Source organism: Arthrobacter sp. FW306-07-I (assembly GCF_021800405.1).
In the GTDB taxonomy this organism is placed as follows: domain Bacteria; phylum Actinomycetota; class Actinomycetes; order Actinomycetales; family Micrococcaceae; genus Arthrobacter.
The window spans coordinates 3,509,553-3,529,463 of record NZ_CP084550.1 but is presented as its reverse complement, the minus strand read 5'-3'; the positions used below and the strand labels follow the sequence as shown (position 1 = coordinate 3,529,463).

General features: G+C 66.8%; 19 protein-coding genes. 10 read left to right on the top strand and 9 right to left on the bottom strand.

Annotated elements, in window-relative coordinates:
- Nucleotides 1–4: 4 nt before the first annotated feature.
- The 3 genes from LFT46_RS16425 (at nucleotide 5) to LFT46_RS16415 (ending at nucleotide 2,923) form a co-directional block, all read left to right on the top strand.
- Nucleotides 5–1,231: a thiolase family protein gene (locus LFT46_RS16425; protein WP_236820400.1), complete on the top strand. Its 1,227-nt coding sequence runs from the start codon at nucleotides 5–7 to the stop codon at nucleotides 1,229–1,231.
- Nucleotides 1,231–2,034 (top strand): enoyl-CoA hydratase/isomerase family protein, encoded by an 804-nt coding sequence (locus LFT46_RS16420; protein ID WP_236820399.1) that lies wholly within the window; start codon nucleotides 1,231–1,233, stop codon nucleotides 2,032–2,034. Before LFT46_RS16425 ends, LFT46_RS16420 begins: the two co-directional genes overlap by 1 nt.
- Nucleotides 2,035–2,113: 79 nt before the next feature.
- A complete protein-coding gene (locus LFT46_RS16415; RefSeq protein WP_236822064.1) occupies nucleotides 2,114–2,923 on the top strand; it encodes a 3-hydroxyacyl-CoA dehydrogenase family protein in 810 nt (269 codons plus the stop codon).
- Nucleotides 2,924–2,947: 24 nt separating this feature from the next.
- Here LFT46_RS16415 and LFT46_RS16410 read toward each other — a convergent pair whose 3' ends face one another.
- Complete coding sequence (locus LFT46_RS16410) at nucleotides 2,948–3,181, bottom strand: DUF6480 family protein (RefSeq protein ID WP_236799490.1); 234 nt, start codon at nucleotides 3,179–3,181, stop codon at nucleotides 2,948–2,950.
- A gap of 73 nt (nucleotides 3,182–3,254) precedes the next feature.
- Here LFT46_RS16410 and LFT46_RS16405 point away from each other — a divergent pair, with 73 nt between their 5' ends.
- The gene (locus LFT46_RS16405) at nucleotides 3,255–3,875 is read left to right on the top strand and encodes a GNAT family N-acetyltransferase (protein WP_236820398.1); all 621 of its coding nucleotides are present in this window, start codon (nucleotides 3,255–3,257) and stop codon (nucleotides 3,873–3,875) included.
- On the opposite strand, the gene LFT46_RS16400 is transcribed toward LFT46_RS16405, so the two are convergent.
- Nucleotides 3,872–4,708 (bottom strand): SGNH/GDSL hydrolase family protein, encoded by an 837-nt coding sequence (locus LFT46_RS16400; protein ID WP_236820397.1) that lies wholly within the window; start codon nucleotides 4,706–4,708, stop codon nucleotides 3,872–3,874. The two genes, LFT46_RS16405 and LFT46_RS16400, sit on opposite strands and share 4 nt — an antisense overlap.
- A gap of 180 nt (nucleotides 4,709–4,888) precedes the next feature.
- Between LFT46_RS16400 and LFT46_RS16395 the strand changes: the two genes are divergently transcribed.
- Together LFT46_RS16395 and LFT46_RS16390 are read left to right on the top strand one after the other, a co-directional pair.
- On the top strand, nucleotides 4,889–5,587 hold the full coding sequence (locus LFT46_RS16395) for a tyrosine-protein phosphatase (protein WP_236820396.1): 699 nt from the start codon (nucleotides 4,889–4,891) through the stop codon (nucleotides 5,585–5,587).
- On the top strand, nucleotides 5,584–7,743 hold the full coding sequence (locus LFT46_RS16390; protein WP_236820395.1) for a S1 family peptidase: 2,160 nt from the start codon (nucleotides 5,584–5,586) through the stop codon (nucleotides 7,741–7,743). Before LFT46_RS16395 ends, LFT46_RS16390 begins: the two co-directional genes overlap by 4 nt.
- 86 nt (nucleotides 7,744–7,829) lie before the next feature.
- Here the strand turns inward: LFT46_RS16390 and LFT46_RS16385 are convergent, their stop codons facing one another.
- Together LFT46_RS16385 and LFT46_RS16380 are read right to left on the bottom strand one after the other, a co-directional pair.
- Nucleotides 7,830–8,540: a DUF4397 domain-containing protein gene (locus tag LFT46_RS16385; RefSeq protein WP_236820394.1), complete on the bottom strand. Its 711-nt coding sequence runs from the start codon at nucleotides 8,538–8,540 to the stop codon at nucleotides 7,830–7,832.
- Nucleotides 8,541–8,641: 101 nt separating this feature from the next.
- Nucleotides 8,642–9,085, bottom strand: coding sequence for a PaaI family thioesterase (locus LFT46_RS16380; protein ID WP_236799484.1), 444 nt, complete (start codon nucleotides 9,083–9,085; stop codon nucleotides 8,642–8,644).
- A gap of 142 nt (nucleotides 9,086–9,227) precedes the next feature.
- Between LFT46_RS16380 and paaZ the strand changes: the two genes are divergently transcribed.
- Together paaZ and LFT46_RS16370 are read left to right on the top strand one after the other, a co-directional pair.
- On the top strand, nucleotides 9,228–11,339 hold the full coding sequence (gene paaZ, locus LFT46_RS16375) for a phenylacetic acid degradation bifunctional protein PaaZ (protein WP_236820393.1): 2,112 nt from the start codon (nucleotides 9,228–9,230) through the stop codon (nucleotides 11,337–11,339).
- Nucleotides 11,340–11,486: 147 nt separating this feature from the next.
- Entirely contained in the window at nucleotides 11,487–11,882 is a 396-nt protein-coding gene (locus tag LFT46_RS16370; protein ID WP_236820392.1) for a VOC family protein, read from the top strand.
- A gap of 80 nt (nucleotides 11,883–11,962) precedes the next feature.
- Here LFT46_RS16370 and LFT46_RS16365 read toward each other — a convergent pair whose 3' ends face one another.
- The 3 genes from LFT46_RS16365 to LFT46_RS16355 all read right to left on the bottom strand — a co-directional run bounded on the left by LFT46_RS16365 (nucleotide 11,963) and on the right by LFT46_RS16355 (nucleotide 14,194).
- The gene (locus LFT46_RS16365) at nucleotides 11,963–12,268 is read right to left on the bottom strand and encodes a hypothetical protein (RefSeq protein WP_236799481.1); all 306 of its coding nucleotides are present in this window, start codon (nucleotides 12,266–12,268) and stop codon (nucleotides 11,963–11,965) included.
- A gap of 13 nt (nucleotides 12,269–12,281) precedes the next feature.
- Nucleotides 12,282–13,439: a S1C family serine protease gene (locus LFT46_RS16360; protein ID WP_236799480.1), complete on the bottom strand. Its 1,158-nt coding sequence runs from the start codon at nucleotides 13,437–13,439 to the stop codon at nucleotides 12,282–12,284.
- A 101-nt stretch (nucleotides 13,440–13,540) separates the two neighbouring features.
- Nucleotides 13,541–14,194: a TetR/AcrR family transcriptional regulator gene (locus LFT46_RS16355; protein WP_236799479.1), complete on the bottom strand. Its 654-nt coding sequence runs from the start codon at nucleotides 14,192–14,194 to the stop codon at nucleotides 13,541–13,543.
- Nucleotides 14,195–14,318: 124 nt separating this feature from the next.
- On the opposite strand from LFT46_RS16355, the gene LFT46_RS16350 reads away from it, so the two are divergent.
- The gene (locus LFT46_RS16350; protein WP_236820391.1) at nucleotides 14,319–15,101 is read left to right on the top strand and encodes a hypothetical protein; all 783 of its coding nucleotides are present in this window, start codon (nucleotides 14,319–14,321) and stop codon (nucleotides 15,099–15,101) included.
- Between the two features lie 25 nt (nucleotides 15,102–15,126).
- Here the strand turns inward: LFT46_RS16350 and paaK are convergent, their stop codons facing one another.
- Both paaK and LFT46_RS16340 read right to left on the bottom strand, forming a co-directional pair.
- Nucleotides 15,127–16,530, bottom strand: coding sequence for a phenylacetate--CoA ligase PaaK (paaK, locus tag LFT46_RS16345; protein WP_236820390.1), 1,404 nt, complete (start codon nucleotides 16,528–16,530; stop codon nucleotides 15,127–15,129).
- 7 nt (nucleotides 16,531–16,537) lie between these two features.
- The gene (locus tag LFT46_RS16340) at nucleotides 16,538–17,008 is read right to left on the bottom strand and encodes a hotdog fold thioesterase (protein ID WP_236820389.1); all 471 of its coding nucleotides are present in this window, start codon (nucleotides 17,006–17,008) and stop codon (nucleotides 16,538–16,540) included.
- 326 nt (nucleotides 17,009–17,334) lie between these two features.
- Between LFT46_RS16340 and pta the strand changes: the two genes are divergently transcribed.
- Nucleotides 17,335–19,458: a phosphate acetyltransferase gene (pta, locus tag LFT46_RS16335; RefSeq protein ID WP_236799475.1), complete on the top strand. Its 2,124-nt coding sequence runs from the start codon at nucleotides 17,335–17,337 to the stop codon at nucleotides 19,456–19,458.
- Nucleotides 19,459–19,911: the final 453 nt, after the last annotated feature.

Below are 19,911 nucleotides of genomic sequence, written 5' to 3'. Positions count from 1 at the left end.
TTCCATGGCTGCAACCGCAGGTCCGCAGGCTTTCCTTGTTGGCGGGGTCCGAACGCCGGTGGGCAGGTATGGAGGGGCTTTGTCCTCCGTGCGGCCTGATGATCTTGCGGCCCTGGTGGTCCGGGAAGCGGTGCAGCGTGCCGGCCTGGATCCGGAGAGCATTGAGGAAGTGATCCTCGGCAACGCGAACGGCGCCGGCGAGGAGAACCGGAACGTGGCCCGGATGGCCACCCTGCTGGCGGGGCTGCCGCTCCACATTCCAGGGATCACCGTCAACCGGCTGTGCGCATCGGGCCTGAGCGCCATTATCCAGGCCAGCCACATGATCAAGGCCGGAGCTGCGGACATCGTCATCGCCGGGGGCGTGGAATCCATGAGCCGCGCACCCTGGGTGCAGGAAAAGCCCACCGCCGCGTTCGCCAAGCCGGGCCAGATCTTCGACACCTCCATCGGCTGGCGCTTCACCAACCCCCACTTCCAGCACGGCGGCCTGTCCCGCGACGGGAAGATGACCTACTCCATGCCGGAGACCGCGGAGGAAGTGGCGCGGGTGGACAACATTTCCCGGGAAGACGCCGACGCGTTCGCAGTCCGCTCCCACGAGCTGGCCCTGGATGCCATCGAAGCCGGCCGGTTCAAGGACGAGATCGTTCCCGTCACGGTCAAGACCCGCAAATCCGAAACCGTGGTGGACACCGACGAGGGCCCCCGGCCCGGCACCAGCCTTGAGGTCCTTGCCGGGCTGAAGCCGGTGGCACATGGCGGATCGGTGGTCACCGCTGGCAACTCATCGTCCCTCAACGACGGAGCCTCAGCCATCATCGTCGCCTCCGAAGCGGCCATCGAGCGCCTGGGCCTGACTCCGCGTGCCCGTATCATCGACGGCGCCTCTGCAGGCTGTGAACCGGAGATCATGGGCATCGGCCCGGTCCCCGCCACCCAGAAGGTGCTCAAGCGGAGCGGCCTGAGCGTCGGCGAGCTGGGCGCCGTCGAACTTAATGAAGCCTTTGCCACGCAGTCCCTGGCCTGCATCCGCCGCCTGGGTCTGGAACCGGAAATCGTAAACCGTGACGGCGGCGCCATCGCCCTGGGCCACCCCCTCGGTTCCAGCGGGTCACGGATCGCCATCACCCTGCTGGGACGGATGGAACGCGAGGACGCGAAGATTGGCCTCGCCACCATGTGCGTCGGCGTGGGCCAGGGCACCGCAATGCTGCTGGAGAAGATCTAATGGCCGTTGCGGTGAACCTCGCCGAAGAAAAGTTCTCATCCCTCGTGGTGGAGGAGCGGGAAGACCGGGTGGTGGTGCTGCTCAACCGGCCCGAGGTGAAGAACGCGATCGACCAGCAGATGGTGGACGAACTCCACACAGTCTGCGCCGCGCTGGAACAGAACCCCAAGGTACTGATCATCGCCGGCGTGGAAGGAGTGTTCGCCTCCGGGGCCGACATCGCGCAGTTGCGCGAACGGCGGCGGGACGATGCCCTGCAGGGAATCAACTCCACTATCTTCGTCCGGATCGCCAAGTTGCCCATGCCGGTCATCGCCGCGCTGGACGGCTACTGCCTGGGTGGCGGCGCCGAGCTCGCCTATGCTGCGGACTTCCGGATCGGCACCCCCAACGTAAGGATCGGCAACCCGGAAACGGGGCTGGGCATCCTTGCCGCGGCCGGTGCCAGCTGGCGGCTCAAGGAACTGGTGGGTGAGCCGCTGGCCAAGCAGATCCTGCTGGCCGGGCTGGTCCTCGGCGCCGGTGAAGCCAAGGCCATCAACCTCATCACCGAAATCCACGACCCCGCCGACCTCCTGGACGCCGCCCACAGCCTGGCCAACAGGATCGGACGCCAGGATCCCCTGGCCGTCCGCATCACCAAGTCCGTCTTCCACGCACCTGCGGAAGCCCACCCGATCATTGACCAACTGGCCCAAGGCATCCTCTTCGAGTCGCAGGCCAAGTTCGACCGCATGCAGGCGTTCCTGGACCGTAACGCGGCCAAGAAGGCAAACGCCGCCAACCCTGCCGACGGAAAGTAGACCCGTGAGCGATTCAACAACGAACCCAAACCTGCCCACCGGCCTTCCCCGCTTCGTGGGAGTGCTGGGCGGCGGCCGCATGGGCGCGGGGATTGCCCACGCCTTCCTCATCAAGGGCGCGAACGTCCTGGTGGTGGAGCGCGACGACGTCTCCGCCGAGAGTGCGCGCGAACGCGTGGAGTCGGCAGCCCTGAAGAGCATCGAGCGCGGGGCCGTGGACGCCAACTTCGACGAACTTGGGTCCCGGCTGACTGTGAGTACCGACTACGACGACTTCAGCGGCCGCGAGTTGGTGGTGGAAGCGGTCCCCGAAGACTGGGACCTCAAAGTAACGGCGCTGCGGGGCATTGAAGAGCGGCTGGCAGAGGACGGGTTCATCGCGTCCAACACCTCTTCCCTGTCGGTCAACGGGCTGGCCAGCGAACTGAAGCGGCCGGAGAACTTCCTGGGCCTGCACTTCTTCAACCCCGTTCCGGCATCCACGCTCATCGAGGTGGTGCTGGGGGAGCGCACGTCGCCCCGACTTGCTGCCGCGGCAAAAACGTGGGTGGAGGCACTTGGCAAGACCGCCGTCGTCGTCAACGATGCCCCTGGGTTCGCGTCCTCACGCCTGGGCGTGGCCATCGCGCTGGAGGCCATGCGGATGGTGGAGGAAGGGGTCGCCTCGGCCGAGGACATCGACAACGCCATGGTCCTTGGCTACAAGCACCCCACCGGTCCGCTGAAAACCACGGACATCGTGGGCCTTGACGTCCGCCTGGGCATCGCCGAATACCTGCAGTCGACACTTGGAGACCGGTTCGCGCCCCCGCAGATCCTCAGGGACAAGGTGGCCCGCGGTGAGCTGGGGCGCAAGACCGGCAAGGGTTTCTTCGACTGGCCCAGCTAGGAATCCCCGCCTACGCTGACGGATTCAGTCGAAGAACCCCACGATGTAGCCGATGAAGTACAGGAGGCACAGCACGACAACCACGCCGATGATGCCGATCCACAGGAACTGCGTGCCCTTGCGGGTGCCGTGCTCGTCGTGACCCTGCGTCATGCTGGTGGAAGCTTCACCCGGTGGTGTTTCCCCTGGCGGCACTCCGCCCCCGGGCTCCAAACCGGTGAGCTTGTCCTCTTCCGGATCCGGATTCTGGCCTGACATGGTGACTCCCTCGCTCGACGTCTTGGTGCTTGCCCCAGCGTAACCCGTGCTTCCGGCGGCCTAGGCTGGTGCAGTGACTTTCCTTGAACCCCTTACCCTCACGGGCCGCTACGTAATCCTCGAGCCGCTTGGGGAGGAGCACCACGACGGCTTGGTGGAGGCTGCCAGGGACGGCGAGCTGTGGAAGCTTTGGTACACGTCGGTGCCCGCACCCGGCAAAATGGCCGCGGAAATCCGGCGCCGGCTGGCCCTGCAGGAGCAGGGGTTCATGCTGCCATTCACCACCCGGCTGATCGATGCCGCAACCGGCGGACCGGGACGCGTTATCGGCATGACCACCTACATGAACATTGACGCCGCTACGCCGCGTGTAGAGATTGGCTCCACCTGGAACGCCGCGTCCGTGCAGGGGACCGGGACCAACCCGGATTCCAAGCTCCTGCTGCTGCGGCACGCCTTCGAAACCATTGGCTGCCCGGCCGTCGAGTTCCGGACGCACTGGTTGAACCACCAGTCGCGTGAGGCCATCGCCCGGTTGGGTGCCAAACAGGACGGGGTGCTGCGCAGCCATTCACGGACCAGTGACGGAAACCTGCGGGACACCGTGGTGTTCTCCATCCTGGAGCACGAGTGGCCTGCCGTCCGCGCCGGGCTTGAGTATCGACTGGACCGGCGCGGACAGGGGCACGGCTAGGGGACGGAGTAGGCGCCGGAACCGGTGAGCGCAGCGAAGTAGGCCTGGTAGCCCGCGGCGTTCGGGTGGAAGTTGTCCGGGCTGGCGGGGTTGGCCAGATCCAGATTGATCCAGGGATCCGCGGAGTTGACGCCGTGGCCGGCGAACGCTCCCCGGACGTCCACGTACTGAACCCCTGTGGCACTGGCGGCCGCCGCGATGGAGGCGTCCAGGCCATCGGCCAGGACGGTTGCCTGCTGGATAAACAGCGACAGCGGATCGGCAGGATTGGGGGTGACGGGGTCGTACAGGTAGGGATAGCCCGTCACCACGATCCTGGCATTGGGTGCGGCGGCCTTCACGCTCTGGATCATCGAAATGACGTCCCGGGTGAGCTGTCCGCTCTGGATCATCGCCGCGGCTGAGGCGGTGGCCGCGTCACATGCGGGTCCCGCGGCGGGGTTGGCCAGGGCAGCCCCGCAAGCGGTGATGATGTCTCCGAACCCGATGTTGTTGCCTCCTGCGGTGATGGTCACGAGCTCCGTGCTTTTGTTCAGCTGGCGAAGCTGGCTGTTCACGACGTCCCAAGTGGTCTTGCCGCTCCAGGCAGCATTCACCACCAATTGGATTGATTTGGCTTCATTCGCAAGTTCGGCATAGGCGCTGTTGCTGCGATAGCAGGCGTCCAGGTACGGCCCGGCACCTTGTCCCGCGGCATACGAATCACCCAGCGCGATGTACTTGTCTTTGTCCACTGCCTGCGCCGGAGCGGCCGCAAAGCCTGCGGCGATCGCCAGCGTGGCAAAGGCGGCAGCGAAAGCCCGCGGCCGCCGTCGTGCTGAAACTGTTCCCATGTGTTCCCCCTCGAATGCTCAGTGCCCTCCAGTGGGCCAAGTTTTCGTCACAGTACTCCCGCCTGTCACACCTGTCACGGGCCATTGGACACTCGCGCTGCACCGCCTCTTCCCCTTATGTGACATGCGGCTCCCAGCAGCGTGTGATTAGCTGTCCGGATGAGCACAAGGGGCAGGTCCATGGACTGGGATGGCGCTGTCAACGCGTGGCACGTTTCCGGCGGCATTTACCGCATGGGGCGGCGCGAGTGGCTGACGGAAACAGGGTGGAAACAGGCGTTCGACGACGGCGTCCGCACTGTGGTGGATCTCCGTAACGCTGATGAGGGGCGGCGCCGGGACAACGACCCGGCAGTGCCTGCCGCTGCCTGGGCCGGGATCGAGGTGGTGCAGGCGCCAACGGAGGAGCCCGGTGACCCGCGCTTCACCGCAGTCGCCGGCCCCTACCTGAACGATCCAGCCCACTACGCAGAGAACGCCCGGCTCTTCCCCGAAAAGCTGGTGGGTGTGTTCCGTGCCATCGCCGTGGCCGCGCCCAAGGGGAACGTCCTGCTGCACTGCGCCGCGGGACGCGACCGCAGCGGACTGGTCGCTGCCATGGTCCAGGACCTTTCGGGTGATTCTGACGAAGAGATCGCCGAAGGCTACCGAAGGGCCGTCCGCGGCATCAACGAGCGATACCGCACCCACGGCCCGCCCCACAGCCGGGAGCGGTACCTGGCTGAGCCGGAGCTGGCGCCGCTTCTGGAACAGCGGGGGCGTGCGGTGGTGGCGTTTGTCCGCGGCCTGGACACCCGCGGCTACCTTCTGGCCAACGGGCTCACCACCACCGAACTTGATGCTGTCCTGGCCCTCTCGGGCGCGGGGGTGGCCCGATGAACGCCGACATGCTGCGGCGCGTGCTTGCCCTTGGCGCTGTGACCGGAATGCTGGCCTCCTCGGCGTCGGTAGCCGGTCCCGCCTTTGCCACCAGCGGATCGGACTCCGGGCAGGCAGCGCCGACCGGGAGCAGCACTGCCGCGCCGGCCCCTTCTGCCGGCCCGTTGCCCACAGCCGGCCCGTCCGGCACAAGCACCTCCACAGGACTTTCCGAAGCGGCTCTCGCCGAAGCAGTGCAGCGCGACCTCAAGCTGACTCCCCAACAGTTCGAAGCCGCAGGTGAACTTGGCGCCCGGGCGGCAGCAGCTGCGGTCCAGCTGCGCCAGGTTCCCGGTTACGTGGGCGTCCGCCTCGAGGGCCCATCCATCGTCGTGACCGGCTCCGGTCCTGAACTGCAGGCTGCCGTTGCTGGGCTTGCCGGCACAGTTAACGGCTTGACCCTTGAAGCCCCGGCGCCCCACCCGTCGGCCGTGGCGCCCACGGCTGTGCCGCCGTCGTCCGCCACCCCGTCTCCTTCAGCATCGCCGGCCGCCCGGGCGGCCACCGACGGTACCCGCTCAAAGCTGGCAGTAAGCACTGAGCAGCTGTTCCAGGCGTATGTTCGCGACGTCGGCCCGCAGGGGCTGCAGGCAGTAATGGCGGTGGGCGGAAAGTTCGTCATCAGGACCGGCGGAATCAATGCGCCGGAGTCGCTGACGGCTTCTTCAGGAGCCGGTGCCGAGACTGCAGGCCCGGCAAAGGGAAAAGTATCGCCCGAGCAGTTCGTCTCCCGTTACGCCAACGTGGAGCTCGACGGCGGCGCGCCGATCAAGCCCGAGGCTGACGTGCCCGGCGGCGTGGGCTACCAGACGGACATCGGATACGTCTGCTCCACCGGCTTTTCCGTCTTCGATCCGGCGGGTCTTCCCGCTGTCCTTACGGCTGGCCACTGTGCCTCGGACGGCGCCGCGAAAACGGCCACCCTGGAACTCCAGGGCACTCCGGCCGGTCTCCTGGGAAAATTCGGCTTCAGCCAGTTCGGCGGGCCCGGCAACTCGCGGGTGGTTGACCCCAACACCCCCATCGGCCCGGATTACACGGCAGTCACGGATCCCGGCAACGTGGGTACCGACGTATCAGTCATCCAGTCGCTGCGGCAGGACATCGATCCGATGCCCGCTGCCAGCACATGGGGGAATCCCTCCCAGCCTGGACCGGATGTGAAGATCATTGGGGTCAAGGATCCGGTGGTGGGAATGCCCGTCTGCCGGTCGGGGCGGAGCTCGTTTTGGTCCTGCGGAACTGTGGACGCGGTGGGAATCTTCATCGTGCCCGGGCCGGCCTACGGGACCGACGCTACTGACCTTCGAGCCTTCAACGGCTTCCTGTCCTATGGCGTGCAGTCCAGCGGTGGTGACTCCGGCGGCCCTTACGTGAGTGGCAATTACGCCGTGGGCACCCACTCAGCCGGGGACACCCCGGACGCGAACGGGCATGTCATCCAGAACTTTGCCGTGGGCGCCACACTGCGGGACAGCCTGGCGGTGCTGCCGGGTTACCAACTGGAACTCTTCCTCAACAAGCCGGCCGTCACCGCGCCGGCGCTCGGCGGAACGTACCAGCCGGGACAGACGATCCGCGGGCAGGTTCCTGCTGCTCCGGCGTCCGCCGTTGCTGAAGGTTCAAAGGTTCAGATCACCATCCAGGGCAAAGACCCGTTCGAGGTGCCCGTGGAGGCCGGCAACTGGAGCTTCACGGCTCCGCAGGGCACGGGTACGCTCCGGTTCACGGCCGAGACGGTAAACGGGTTCAGCAAATCGGGCACGAACAGCTTTGAGTTTGCTGCAGCAGCGGAACAGCCTGCCCCTCCGGCGCCGTCAGGTCCCGCTCCAAGCAACCCTGCCCCGACCAGCCCGGCCCCCGCAAGCCCGTCACCTGCCGCGCCGGCGGAAACCCCCGCCGTCGTGCTTCCGCCGACAAGTACCCCCGCACCAAGTGCGCCCGCAGACCTGGTCAACACCGGCGGAAACCGGAACAGTCCCGCCGACCCGGGAAACCTGGCCTACACCGGAGCCGACGGGCTGGTTGCCGCAGCGGTCGCTGCTGTGGCTGCGCTCGCCGTCGGAATCCTGCTGATGCTGTTGGTCCGCCGCCGGAAGGGGCGCTCCACCAACTAGTTGATAAGGGGCGGGGTCCGAGGGCCCCGCCCCTTGCCATCCGCCCCTTGCCATTCGGTGCGGTCCGTTAGCTGCGGTCCGTCAGGTCAGTGCCGGCCGTGCCCGCGGTCCTTGCCGTCAACCACCTGGACGGCTACGTCCAGGGTGCCGTCTGCGAGGCTTCCCCAGGCGTAGACGATGGTGTTCTTTCCGCCCTCAACCGTGATGTCCGCCGGGCCGATCACGGGATCGGTGGTTCCTGCCGCGGCCACGCTGGCCGAAATGGTGCCGGCCTTTAGCTTCAGTTTCGCTTCGTCCGGGTTGCTGAGTCCTTCAATCACCGGAGCTCCGCCGGCCAGTACGTCGACGGCGGGGGCTGCGGCCACGTGCCTGACCGTGAGCTTGCCCTTCTGGTCGTTGCGGGGGGCTTTGGTGTCGTTCGTGAAAAGCGACGCTGTGGGGGTTCCGTCGGCACTGAGGTGGGCGACGGCCGTGTAGTTGCCGCCCTCGTCCAGTTCCACGTTGACCGGGCCGATCACCGGGTTGTCGGCGCTGGTGGCGTCGGCGGCGGTGATGGCGATTTGGTAGTCGCCGGCGGCCAGTTCCAGGGGCCCGGCAAGGGTGCCGGGGGTGAAATCGTCCAGGGTGCGGTTGCCGTTCACCCATACGTCCACGGTCAAGCCGGGAACGCCATGCAGGACGGAGAGCAGGGCAGGGTCATCGTCATGTTGGTGCCATCCGCCGGCCTGGGCGGGAGCGGCGAGGGCCAGCGAAGCGGCGAGTGAGATGGCTCCGGCGGCGTAGATCATTTTGCGCATGTCAAACTCCTTGCAGGATGCCCGGTAGCCGGGCTGTTTGTACTTACGCGCTTAATACCTGCGCAGCGGCGGCTTTGGATGCAGTGCCGGTAATTTTTTCGTCAGTTTTTGCGCTTCATCAGTAAGTTGGTGATGCGCAGGGTGCACAGCCGCTGGCCTGCCTCGTTGGTGATCAGCACCTCGTGCGTGGTGAGTGTGCCGCCCAAGTGGATGGGGGTCGCGGTGATGGTCACCTGGCCCTCACGCGCGGAGCGGTGGTGGGTTGCGGAAACGTCCACGCCCACCGCGGTCTTGCCCATGGTGCTGGCATGGATCACCGCGGCCCAGGACCCCACGGCCTCGCCCACGGCCAGGGAAGCGCCGCCGTGCAGGAGCCCGAACGACTGCCTGTTCCCCTCCACAGGCATGGTTGCGACCACGCGCTCCACGGACTCCTCCAGGATCTTCACGCCCATCTTCTCGTCCAGTTCACCGAGGGTGATCTTCCATAGTTCGTGCCCGGACGGCTGGTTGCCGGCAGTATCCGCAGGGGACGTGGCATTCATAAGTTCTCCTTTGAGGCGGCCAATTCGGTCCTGGCCTTCTAGTCTGCAGCACGGCACTTCATGTATGGTGAATATATTACCGAACGGACGGTCAGTAATGCTGTCCTGTTTGCCTGCCCCCTTGTTGGAAGGACCGTCAACGATGACCACCACAGCCACAGCTCCCCAGGCCACGGTCGACACCGTGGAGACAGTGCCCAGCTTCGTCATGGACGCCTGGTGGACGCCCGACGCCGGCTCGGCGGCTTCCGCCGTCCCCGTCCGGGATGCGAGCACAGGGGAGATCCTGGCCAAGGTCAGCACGGAGGGCCTGGACCTCGCAGGGGTGGTGGAGTACGGACGCACCACCGGCCAGGATGAACTGGGCAAGCTGACCTTCCACCAGCGGGCGCTCAAGCTCAAGGAACTGGCCCAGTACTTGAATGCCCGCCGCGAGCACTTTTACAACTTCTCCTTCCAGACGGGCGCCACCAAGATCGATTCCATGGTGGACATCGACGGCGGCATCGGCGTCCTCTTCACCTTCGGCTCCAAGGGCCGGCGCGAGCTGCCCAACTCCCAGGTGGTGGTGGACGGGCCCATGGAGGTGCTCTCCAAGGACGGCTCCTTCGCCGGTGAGCACATCTACACCCGGATTCCCGGTGTCGCGGTGCAGATCAACGCCTTCAACTTCCCCGTTTGGGGCATGCTGGAGAAGTTCGCGCCCGCGTTCATCGCCGGCGTCCCCACCATCGTCAAGCCCGCCACCCCCACCGGCTACGTTGCCGCTGCGGTGGTCAAGGCCATCGTGGAATCCAACATCCTGCCCAAGGGCTCGCTGCAGCTGGTCTCCGGCTCGGTCCGCGGCCTGCTGGACGTGCTGGACTACCGCGACCTGGTGGCCTTCACCGGCTCCGCCTCCACCGCGAAGTCGCTCAAGGCGCACCCGAACGTGGTGGAGGGCGGTGTCCGTTTCACCTCGGAGACCGACTCCCTGAACGCCGCGATCCTGGGGCCCGACGCCGTCGAGGGCACCCCGGAATTTGACGCCTTCGTCAAGTCCGTGGTCACCGAAATGACCGTCAAGGCCGGCCAGAAGTGCACCGCCATCCGGCGCGCCATCGTGCCGCAGGAGCTGGTCCCCGCCGTATCCGCCGCCATCGGCAAGCGCATCACCGAGCGCGTGGTCCTGGGCGACCCGCGCGGCGAGGGCGTCACCATGGGGGCGCTGGCCTCGGTGGAACAGCTTGAGGACGTCCGCGCCGCCGTGCAGTCAATGCTCGACGCCGGCGGTGAGCTTGCGTACGGAACCCTCGATTCGCCGTCGGTCACCTCCGCCGACGGAACCACCGGGGTAGTGGACGGCGGCGCTTTCATGGCCCCCGTGGTCCTGAACTGGGACAATCCGGAAGCGGAAGCCATCCATTCGCTGGAGGCCTTTGGTCCGGTATCGTCCGTGATCGGCTACAAGGACCTGGCCGACGCCGTCCGCCTCGCGGCACGCGGCGGAGGATCCCTGGTGGCGTCGGTCTGCACCAACGATCCCGAGGTGGCGCGCCAGCTGGTCACCGGCATCGCCGCCCACCACGGCCGCGTCCTCATGCTGAACCGTGAAGACGCCCGCACCTCCACCGGTCACGGCTCGCCGGTGCCGCACCTGGTCCATGGCGGTCCGGGACGCGCCGGCGGCGGCGAGGAACTGGGCGGCATCCGGTCGGTGCTCCACCATATGCAGCGGACCGCCATCCAGGGGTCACCCAACATGCTCACCGCCGTCACCGGCGTCTGGCACACCGGCGCGGCCCGGAACTTCACCCTCGAGACCGAGGGGACCCACCCGTTCCGGAAGCATCTGTCCACCCTCAGGATCGGCGACGCCGTCCGCTCCGACCTGCGGCAGGTCACTCTCGAGGACATCAGTGCGTTCGCCAACTCCACCGGCGACACCTTCTACGCCCACACCAACCAGGAAGCGGCGGAAGCCAACCCGTTCTTCCCCGGCATCGTCGCGCACGGTTACCTGCTGCTCAGCTGGGGCGCCGGGCTGTTCGTGGAGCCCGCGCCGGGTCCGGTGCTGGCCAACTACGGCCTGGAAAACCTGCGCTTCATCACCCCCGTTGCCGCAGGCGACTCCATCCGGGTGACCCTCACCGCCAAGAAGATCACGCCGCGTGAAACCGACGAATACGGCGAGGTGGCATGGGACGCCGTCCTCACCAACCAGAACGACGAAATCGTGGCCACCTACGACGTCCTCACCCTCGTCGAGAAGTAACCCTCCCCTTGCTCTATCACTTTTGGTCCCTAAACCCCGGTTTTAGGGGCCCAAAGTGATAGAGCATCGGGGTGCCGGGGGAGGGTCTTTTGGGGCTGCCCGGCGTAAGATTCTGCCCACAAGGAGGTGGCCCCCATGCATCTGACAATGAGTTCAGCCACAACCATCCTGCCGGTGGATGACGCAGCCCGCGCCCGGAGCTTCTATACGGAGAAGCTCGGCCTCCCGCACCGCGGAACCACTGACGATGGGAATGAACTGCTGGGTATCGACGGCGGCCCGTTGCTGGAGTTGATGTCGGTGTCCGACGGCAAGCACTCCGAACACACGGCGCTGAGCTTCGAGGTCCCCGACATTGAGGAGGCTGTCCGGGACATGGAAGCCCGGGGCATCAGGTTCCAGGACTACGACCTGCCCACCCTGAAGACGGAAAACCACATCTGCACTTCGGGATCGGAAAAGTGCGCGTGGTTCATGGACACCGAGCACAACATCCTGTGCATCCACCAAAACCTGGGCGACAAGCTGGAGTACCAGGTCTAGGCCCGGCAGACAGTAGAACAGCAGCAGGGGTCCCCGGTCGGATCGGGGTACCCCTGCTGCTTGTCTGTGGATTGCGGCGGCTAGCTTTCGGCGCCCCCGTGCAGGCCGTCGTCGCTGCTGTCGTCCTCGGGGCCGGTGCCCCGGCCGTCCTCGCTGCGGTCGGAGAGGTCCATGTTGCCGCGGGCCTCATCCATGGTGGGGCCGCCGGAGGGGACGCTGTAGGTGTCCGGGCGGACGCCGTGCGACTGTTCCTCGATCAGTGCCTGCTCCTCGCTGAAGCGGATCACGTTGGCTTCATCTCCGGCGTCGCCGGGGATGTCCTCGCGGATCTTTGACGGATCCGGAATGATGAAGCCTGCGTCGGGTTCTTCCTTGGGGTGGCTCATGTGTTTTTCCTTCCTATCGGGTGGTTGTGTTGGCTGGGCGGTCGGTAAGGTCCACCTTGATGTCCAAGGTCTGGTCGGCGCGCTTGACCTTGAAGCCTACGGTGTCGCCGGGGTTGCGCTTGCGCAGTTCCGCCAGGAGCTTTTCCGGCGTGGTGAGCTCCACGCCCTCCATGGACTGCAGGACGTCCCCCGGGCGGATTCCCGCGCGTCCGGCGGGCCCGTCGGCATCGGCAGCAAGGACCACCACCCCGGATCCGGACTGGATACCCAGCTGGTCGGCGATCTGCGGGGTCAGCTCGCCCGGGGTCAGGCCCAGATACGCGTGCTTGGCCGTGCCGTTTTTCAGCAGTTCCTCGGCCACGTCCACGGCGGTGGCGGCGGGGATGGCGAAGCCAAGGGACACGGCGCCGGACGACGGCGGGATGTAGGCCTCGCTGATGCCGATCACCTCGCCGCGCATGTTGATCACGGCGCCGCCGGAGTTGCCGGGGCTGATGGGTGCGTCCGTCTGGATGAGGTCCACCAGCGAGAGGCTGTTGGATGCGGAGCCGGGGATGGAGCGGTGCAGCCCCGAGATGATCCCGGCGGTGGCGGTGTTTTCAAAGCCGAGCGGGGATCCCAGGACCAGCGCGCCCTCGCCCACCTTGGGCAGGTTGCTTTGGTAGGTGGGCTTGGGCAGGCCGGTGCGCTTGGCCTGCACCAGGGCGAGGTCGGTCACGGCGTCGCTTGCCTTGACCGTTCCTTCCACCCGCTGCCCGTCGGCGAACCCCACCTGAACGGTGGTGGCGCCACGGACCACGTGCTCGTTGGTGAGGATCAGCCCGTCCGCCGAGTACACCACGCCACTGCCCAGGCCGCCCTGCGTGAATATGGTGACGACGGACGGTGACAGGTTTTCCACGAGCTGCGGCAGGTTCCCGGCAGCTCCGGAGTCGGGGCCCGCGCCGGTGGCCGGCGCTGCAGAACCAGAGGCGGCTTGGGTGGAGGGTGCCGGCGTGGCATTGGCCGACGACGATGCCTGGCTTGGGGAGGTGCCGCTGGGATTGGGAGGGCCCGGCGTGCCAGTGCATCCGCTGAGTGCCAGGGCTGCCGTGAGAGCCCCGGCGGCCAGCGCAGTGCCGCGCGCGGGGTAGAGATGGCGTGAACGCTCTGGAGCGCTGGCCTTGCTCATCAGGACCTCCCTGCGGATGGTGGCTTTCTACCACCGTAACGGGGGAGCGGGGAAAATACCAAGCACCCTTATTATCTGGGGCCGGGGAGTTTGCGCGTTCCCTATGTGTCCGCGTGGAGGCCATCGAACGCCATGGTGATGACGTCGTCCGCCAGCCGTTCCGGCGATAGTGCGCCGCCCGGTTTGTACCACTCCACAATGGAGTTGATCATGCCGAACAGCAGCCGCGAAACGGTGCGTGGGTCGATGTCCGCGCGGAGGGACCCCTCGTCGCGGGCCGCCGAGATCAGGCCCGCGACCTTGTGGTCGAAAGCGCGGCGGCGTTCCAGGGCGTCCCGTTCGATTTCGGTGTTGCCGCGCAGGCGCAGCAGCAGGGTGACGAAGGGCAGGCGGTCCACCAGGACGGCCACGGTCTGGCGCAGCACAAACTCCAGCCGGGCATCCGCCGCACCGGAGGTGGCCTCGGGTTGCTCCAGGATGGCTTCGAGCCCGCCCAGGGCGTGGTCGAGCGCGAGCTTGAGGAGGTCGCCCTTGGACGGCACGTGGTGGTAGATGGCGGACTTGGAGATGCCCAGGTTCTCCGCCAGGATGCCCATGGAGGTGGCGTCGTAGCCGTGCCGGTTGAAAACATCCACGGCGATGCGGAGCACCGACTGCTGGTCGTAGCCGGGGCGGCCCCGCTTGGCCGTGCCATTCGCGGCGGTGCCGTTGGTGCTGGAGGTTTCGGTGCTGGCAGTTCTGCTGGCGCTGGGCATAGTCGCTATTTTCTCATGAACGTTCGGTAATCGGCCGCAGCCCGGCCGCCGCGGGGACCTTCGGCACTTGGACGCCGATGGTCACAGGGCCACCCTGAGGGAAAGCCGCCAGGAAGCAGGAGACGTGCCGCTCCTCCTGAAGATCGAAGGGATGCCAGCCGTGGATGACAATGCTGTTCGCCGGATCACTGGATGGGCCGGCGTCGGGATGCTGGTGTTCTGGGCAGGGCAGTTCCCGCTGTATCTCGCCCAGGACCCCTCCGTTAGTTTGTACGACGGAGCGGCGGGTGCGGCTGAGGCGTACCGGATCCGCAACATCATCTTCACCCGGGTCCTGCTCGATCTCTGCCTCTACGTGGCTGCGATGGTCTTTGCAGCGGGGTTGGGCCATCTCATCGGGCGTGCGGATGCACGTTACGGCTGGGCCGGGTCCCTGGTGGTCGCCGCCATGGCCGTCTGGGTGGGGGTGACCCTCGTGGCCAATGGAATGGAGGGCGGCCTGGCTCTGGATGCCTTGGCACCTGCCCCCGATCCGTCGGTGAACCGGGCGCTGACCATGGCTTACCTGCTGATCTACAACAGCTCCATTGCCTTCGCGATCACCGGGCTCTTCCTGGGCGCGGCAGGCTGGGCGGCGGTGGCCACCGGTGTCCTGCCGTCCTGGACCCGGTGGGTCGCCTATGTCGGCGTGGTGCTGTGCGCCGCCGCGGTCCCGTCTATGTACGGCGGCCCCCTGGACCCCTCGGGGTTCTATAACGCTGCCGGCTGGGGCCCGGTGATCATCGCCAATCTGGTCCCAGCGGTCTGGTTCGTGCTGGCGGCCGTGCTGCTGCTCCGCAGGCCCGCTTCCCTGCCGGCCGGCCGGAGTCCCGGCAGGGAACGGACGCCGGGCAGCGCCGAACGGTGAAGCTGCCCGGCGGCCCTGAACGGCATTAGCCTTTCGGACGCAGGTCGTAAATTCGGCGCAGCTTGCCGTTGGACCGCTCCAGCGAACCAGGCTCCACCACGTCCACGGTGCACGAAGAACCCACGTGGATCTTGATCTGCTCCTTCAAGGTGCGTGCCGCCGTCGTGCTCTGCTCAATGGTGACCGCGTCCCGGCGCTCGATGCGCACGGTCAGCTGGTCCATCCGCTGGCCCTCGGGGCGGGTGAGCTCCAGCTGGAAGTGTGGGCTGAGCTCGGGGATGCGGAGGGCGATTTCCTCGATCTGGGACGGGAAGAGGTTAACGCCGCGCAGGATAATCATGTCGTCGCTGCGGCCGGTGATGCGGCCCATGCGGCGGTGTGCGGGGCGGGCGGTGCCGGGCAGCAGCCGGGTGAGGTCCTTGGTGCGGTAGCGGATGATCGGCAGGGCTTCCTTGGTCAGCGACGTAAAGACCAGTTCGCCGTGCTCGCCGTCGCGCAGGACGTTTTCCTTGCCCGGCGCCGGGTTGAAGGGGTCGATGATTTCCGGGCGGAAGTGGTCCTCCCAGATGTGGCTGCCGTCCTGGGTCTCCACGGCCTCGCCGGCCACGCCCGGGCCCATGACCTCGGACAGGCCGTAGATGTCGCAGGCCTTGATGTTCATCATCACCTCAAGCTCGTGCCGCATCTCCTGGGTCCACGGCTCGGCGCCGAGGACGGCGAACTTCAGCGAGGTGGAAGCCGGGTCGATGCCCATGTGCGCCATGGCGTCGGCGATGGTGAGCAGGTAGGTGGGAGTGGCCAGGATGGCGTCCGGCTTGAAGTCCTGGATCAGCTGGATCTGGCGTTCGGTCTGGCCGCCGGACATGGGGATGACGGTGCAGCCCAGGGCCTCGGCGCCGGCGTGCGCGCCCAGCCCGCCGGTGAACAGCCCGTAGCCGTAGGCGTTGTGGACCTTCATGCCGGGGCGGATGCCGGAGGCGCGGAAGCTGCGGGCCACCAGCTTGGCCCAGTCGGCCAGGTCCTGCTTGGTGTAGCCCACCACCGTGGGCCGGCCCGTGGTGCCGGAGCTGGCGTGGATGCGGGCCACCTCGCTCTGCGGCACAGCGAACATCCCGAACGGGTACTCCTGGCGCAGATCCTCCTTGGTGGTGAAGGGGAAGTTGCCAAGGTCCTCGAGTTCGCGCAGGTCGCTGGGGTGGATGCCCGCTTCGTCGAATTTGCGCTTGTAGAGCGGCACGCGGTCGTAGGCGTAGGCCACGGTGTGCTGCAGCCGCTGGAGCTGCAGGGCCTCGAGTTCGTCGCGGGAGATGGTTTCCTCGCGGTCCAGCCCTTCCGTGGTGGTGGGGTTGGCGTCCGTGCCGGCCGGGTTGGCTGCTTCCGCCGGGTTGGAAACGGCAGCGGCGGGGGTTTCGGGGGCATGCAGGGTCATGGTTTTCCTACTTCTTGGGGATGGTGCGGCTGCGTCCGCGGAACTCGGCGATGAGCTCGCCCGGGGAACTGGGCTGGGTTTCGGAAGCCGGCATTGCGGCGTCGGCGGCGAAGATCTGGATGTCGTAGAGCCCGCTGCGTCCGGCGCTGGAGCGGCGGTCCGCGACGGCGGTGAGCACCTGGCCGCGGAATGCCGGCTTGAGGAAATTGATGTCGACGCCGGAGGCGACGGTAATGGTGCCTTCCTCGCCCGGTGCAGGGTGGATGGGGTTGCACGCGAGGGCGAAGGCGGTGTCGCCGAAGGCGAAGATCATTCCGCCGTGGGCCATGCCGAAGCCGTTGAGCATTTCCTGCCGGAGCGTCATCCGGATAGCGGCGTGGCCGTCGCTGATGGCGAGGACCTCGATGCCCATCCATTCGGAGGCATAGTCGTTTTCCAGGATGGGGTGGGTGGCCCCGGAAAGGGTGGTCTCAGCCATGCGTCATTGCCTCCAGCTTTATTTACCGAATGTTCATTAGGTAATCCCATGAGGGGGTCCGGTGTCAAGGGGATGCGTGCCTTCCTGCCCACTTACATCGGTGGCCCAACCCGCCAAACGGGGGACACGCCGTCGTCCCCGGCGCGCCGCACGGTGGGGGTGGTAGCAACCGGGCGGGAACGCACGACGGCGGCCACCACCTTTCAGTGCGAAGTGGCACTTGGCGGCAGTCCCGGCGCTGAACACTGCCGCCAAGTGCCATTTCGCGGGGAGGGAAGTGCAAGGATGGGGGTACCGGCACCAGCAAGGACAGCAAAGGGCGGACCATGGCCAAAGGCATCTACGTCAGCGCAACAACTCCTGGATCAGGCAAGTCCCTGATCGCCCTCGGGCTGGCGGACACCCTGCACCGTCACGCGGACAGGATCGGCTTTTTCAAACCGGTAGTCCACGGGCCGTCGGCGGCCAATGACCCCATGGTGGCTTTGATGAAATCCCGGTTCGCGTTGGAGGATGAACGGTGCCGCGGCGGCCTGACCTACGACGAGGTCCGCACGCTGCTGGCCGAGGGGAACCGCGCGGAAATCGACGCCCGGTGCGTGGAGATCTTCGCGGAGATCGCACGCCACTGCGACGTGGTGATCGTGGAGGGGACCGACCTGGTGGGCCAGGACGCCGCCGTCGAATTCGACTTGAACGCCCGGCTGGCCAACAACCTCGCCACCCCTGTGGTGGCGGTGGTAGGCGCCAAGGGCCGCACCGTCAGTGAGACGGCCGCCGCCGTTGAAGTTGCCCGCAAGGAACTCGCCGCCGAGAAGTGCGCGCTGCTGGCCATCATGGTCAACCGCGCGGACGCTGATGACCTGGACGCCATCGCCGCCGCCCTGAAGCCGGGTGCCTCCGGCCGGCCGGTCTACATCCTGCCGGAGCTGGAGGAAATTGCCAGGCCCACCACCGGCGAGGTGGCCATGGCGCTGGGCGTGCGGCAGATCGCGGGTACGCCGGACATGGAGCGCGACGTCAAGGACATCAAGGTGGCCGCCATGAACGTGGGCAACTTCCTGAACGTGCTGGATGAGGGAGCGCTGGTGATCGTGCCGGGGGACCGCGCAGACGTGATGGTGGCCTGCCTGGCGTCCTCGTTCTCGCCCGAGTTTCCCGTGCCGTCTGCACTCATCCTCACCGGCGGCCTGGCCCCGGACGCCAACATCTACCCGCTCCTGGCCCAGGCGCCGTTCCCGGTGTTCGCGGCGGACGAGGACACGTACCAGACGGCCCGCCGGGTGTCCGAAGTGCGCAGCGAGATCTGGTCCGGGCACCGGCGCAAGGTGGCTTCCGCCCTGGGGCTGTGGTCCCGCCGGGTTGATGAGGCCGAACTGGTGGAGCGCCTGCACCTGCCGCGGGCGGAGCGGATGACGCCGCTGCGGTTCCTGCATGACCTCGTCGAGCGGGCCCGGGCGCAGCGCCGGCACGTGGTCCTGCCGGAAGGAACCGACGTCAGGATCCTGCGCGCGGCCGAGATCCTGCACCGCCGCGACGTCTGCGACCTGACCCTGCTGGGCCCCGAATCCGCCGTCCGGGAACTTGCTGCGGCAAACGGCATCGACCTGTCCGGTATCAGTGTCATTGATCCGGCCACGTCCGAGCTGCGGCTGAAGTTCGCCGAGAAGTACGCCGAGCTCCGGGCGCACAAGGGCGTGGACCTGCCCAAGGCCCTGGAAATCATGCAGGACGGAAGCTACTTCGGCACCATGATGGTTCAGCTGGGCGTGGTGGACGGCATGGTCTCCGGCGCCGCCCACACCACGGCGCACACCATCCGGCCGGCGCTCGAGTTCGTGAAGACCCGGGAGGGTGTGAAGATCGTGTCCTCGGTGTTCCTGATGCTCATGCCGGACCGGGTGCTGGTCTACGGCGACTGCGCTGTGAACCCCGATCCGAACGTGGAGCAGCTGGCGGACATCGCGCTCGCTTCAGCGGAGACCGCCGCGCAGTTCGGGGTGGAGCCCCGCGTGGCGATGCTGTCCTACTCGACGGGCGGTTCGGGCTTCGGCGAGGCGGTGGACGAGGTGCGGCAGGCCACCGAACTGGTGCGCCAACGCCGGCCGGACCTGGCCGTGGAAGGTCCCATCCAGTACGACGCAGCCGTGGACGCCTCGATCGCCGCATCCAAGATGCCCGGTTCCTCGGTGGCCGGGCAGGCCACCGTGTTCATCTTCCCGGACCTCAACACGGGCAACAACACCTACAAGGCGGTGCAGCAGAGCTCCGGTGCCGTCGCAGTTGGGCCGGTCCTGCAGGGGCTGCGGAAGCCGGTCAACGACCTCTCCCGCGGCTGCACGGTGGAGGACATCGTGAACACGGTGGCCATCACGGCCATCCAGGCGCAGGCCCAAAGCCCGGCGCAAGCCCAAAGTCTCCAGGCTCCAGCAGAGGCACCGGCCTCCTGAAGGACCACGCAGAAAAGTACGACGCCGGCACTTCGGCTTGGGTTCTAGTGGTCGTTGCAACACCCCTTAGTTTTGGGAGTTGCAACGACCATGTCGTCTTTAAGCGAGGGCAGGACCCCTCGACGGAGCTATACCTCCGGGGAAAGGGAAGGGTTCTTCCGGGCACTGGCAAGCGCGGGGAGTGTTGCTCTTGCCGCGGCTGAGCTCGGGCTTAAACCGTCGGCGTGCTACCGGTGGCTGCGTGAGGCGGGAATATCTGCCGGCACCATAAATGGCGGGAATGTCCGTGGGGCGAGAGTAACCCCGGAGGTGAAGGCAGCGTTCTTCAAGGCTTTGGCGCGTACCGGTAGCACTACGGTTGCCGCTGCCGAACTGGGGTTGAGCCGTCAAACTTGTTACAAGTGGACCCAGAAGGCCGGGCTTGCGCGGAAACGCACGGAAGGCCCCAGCCGT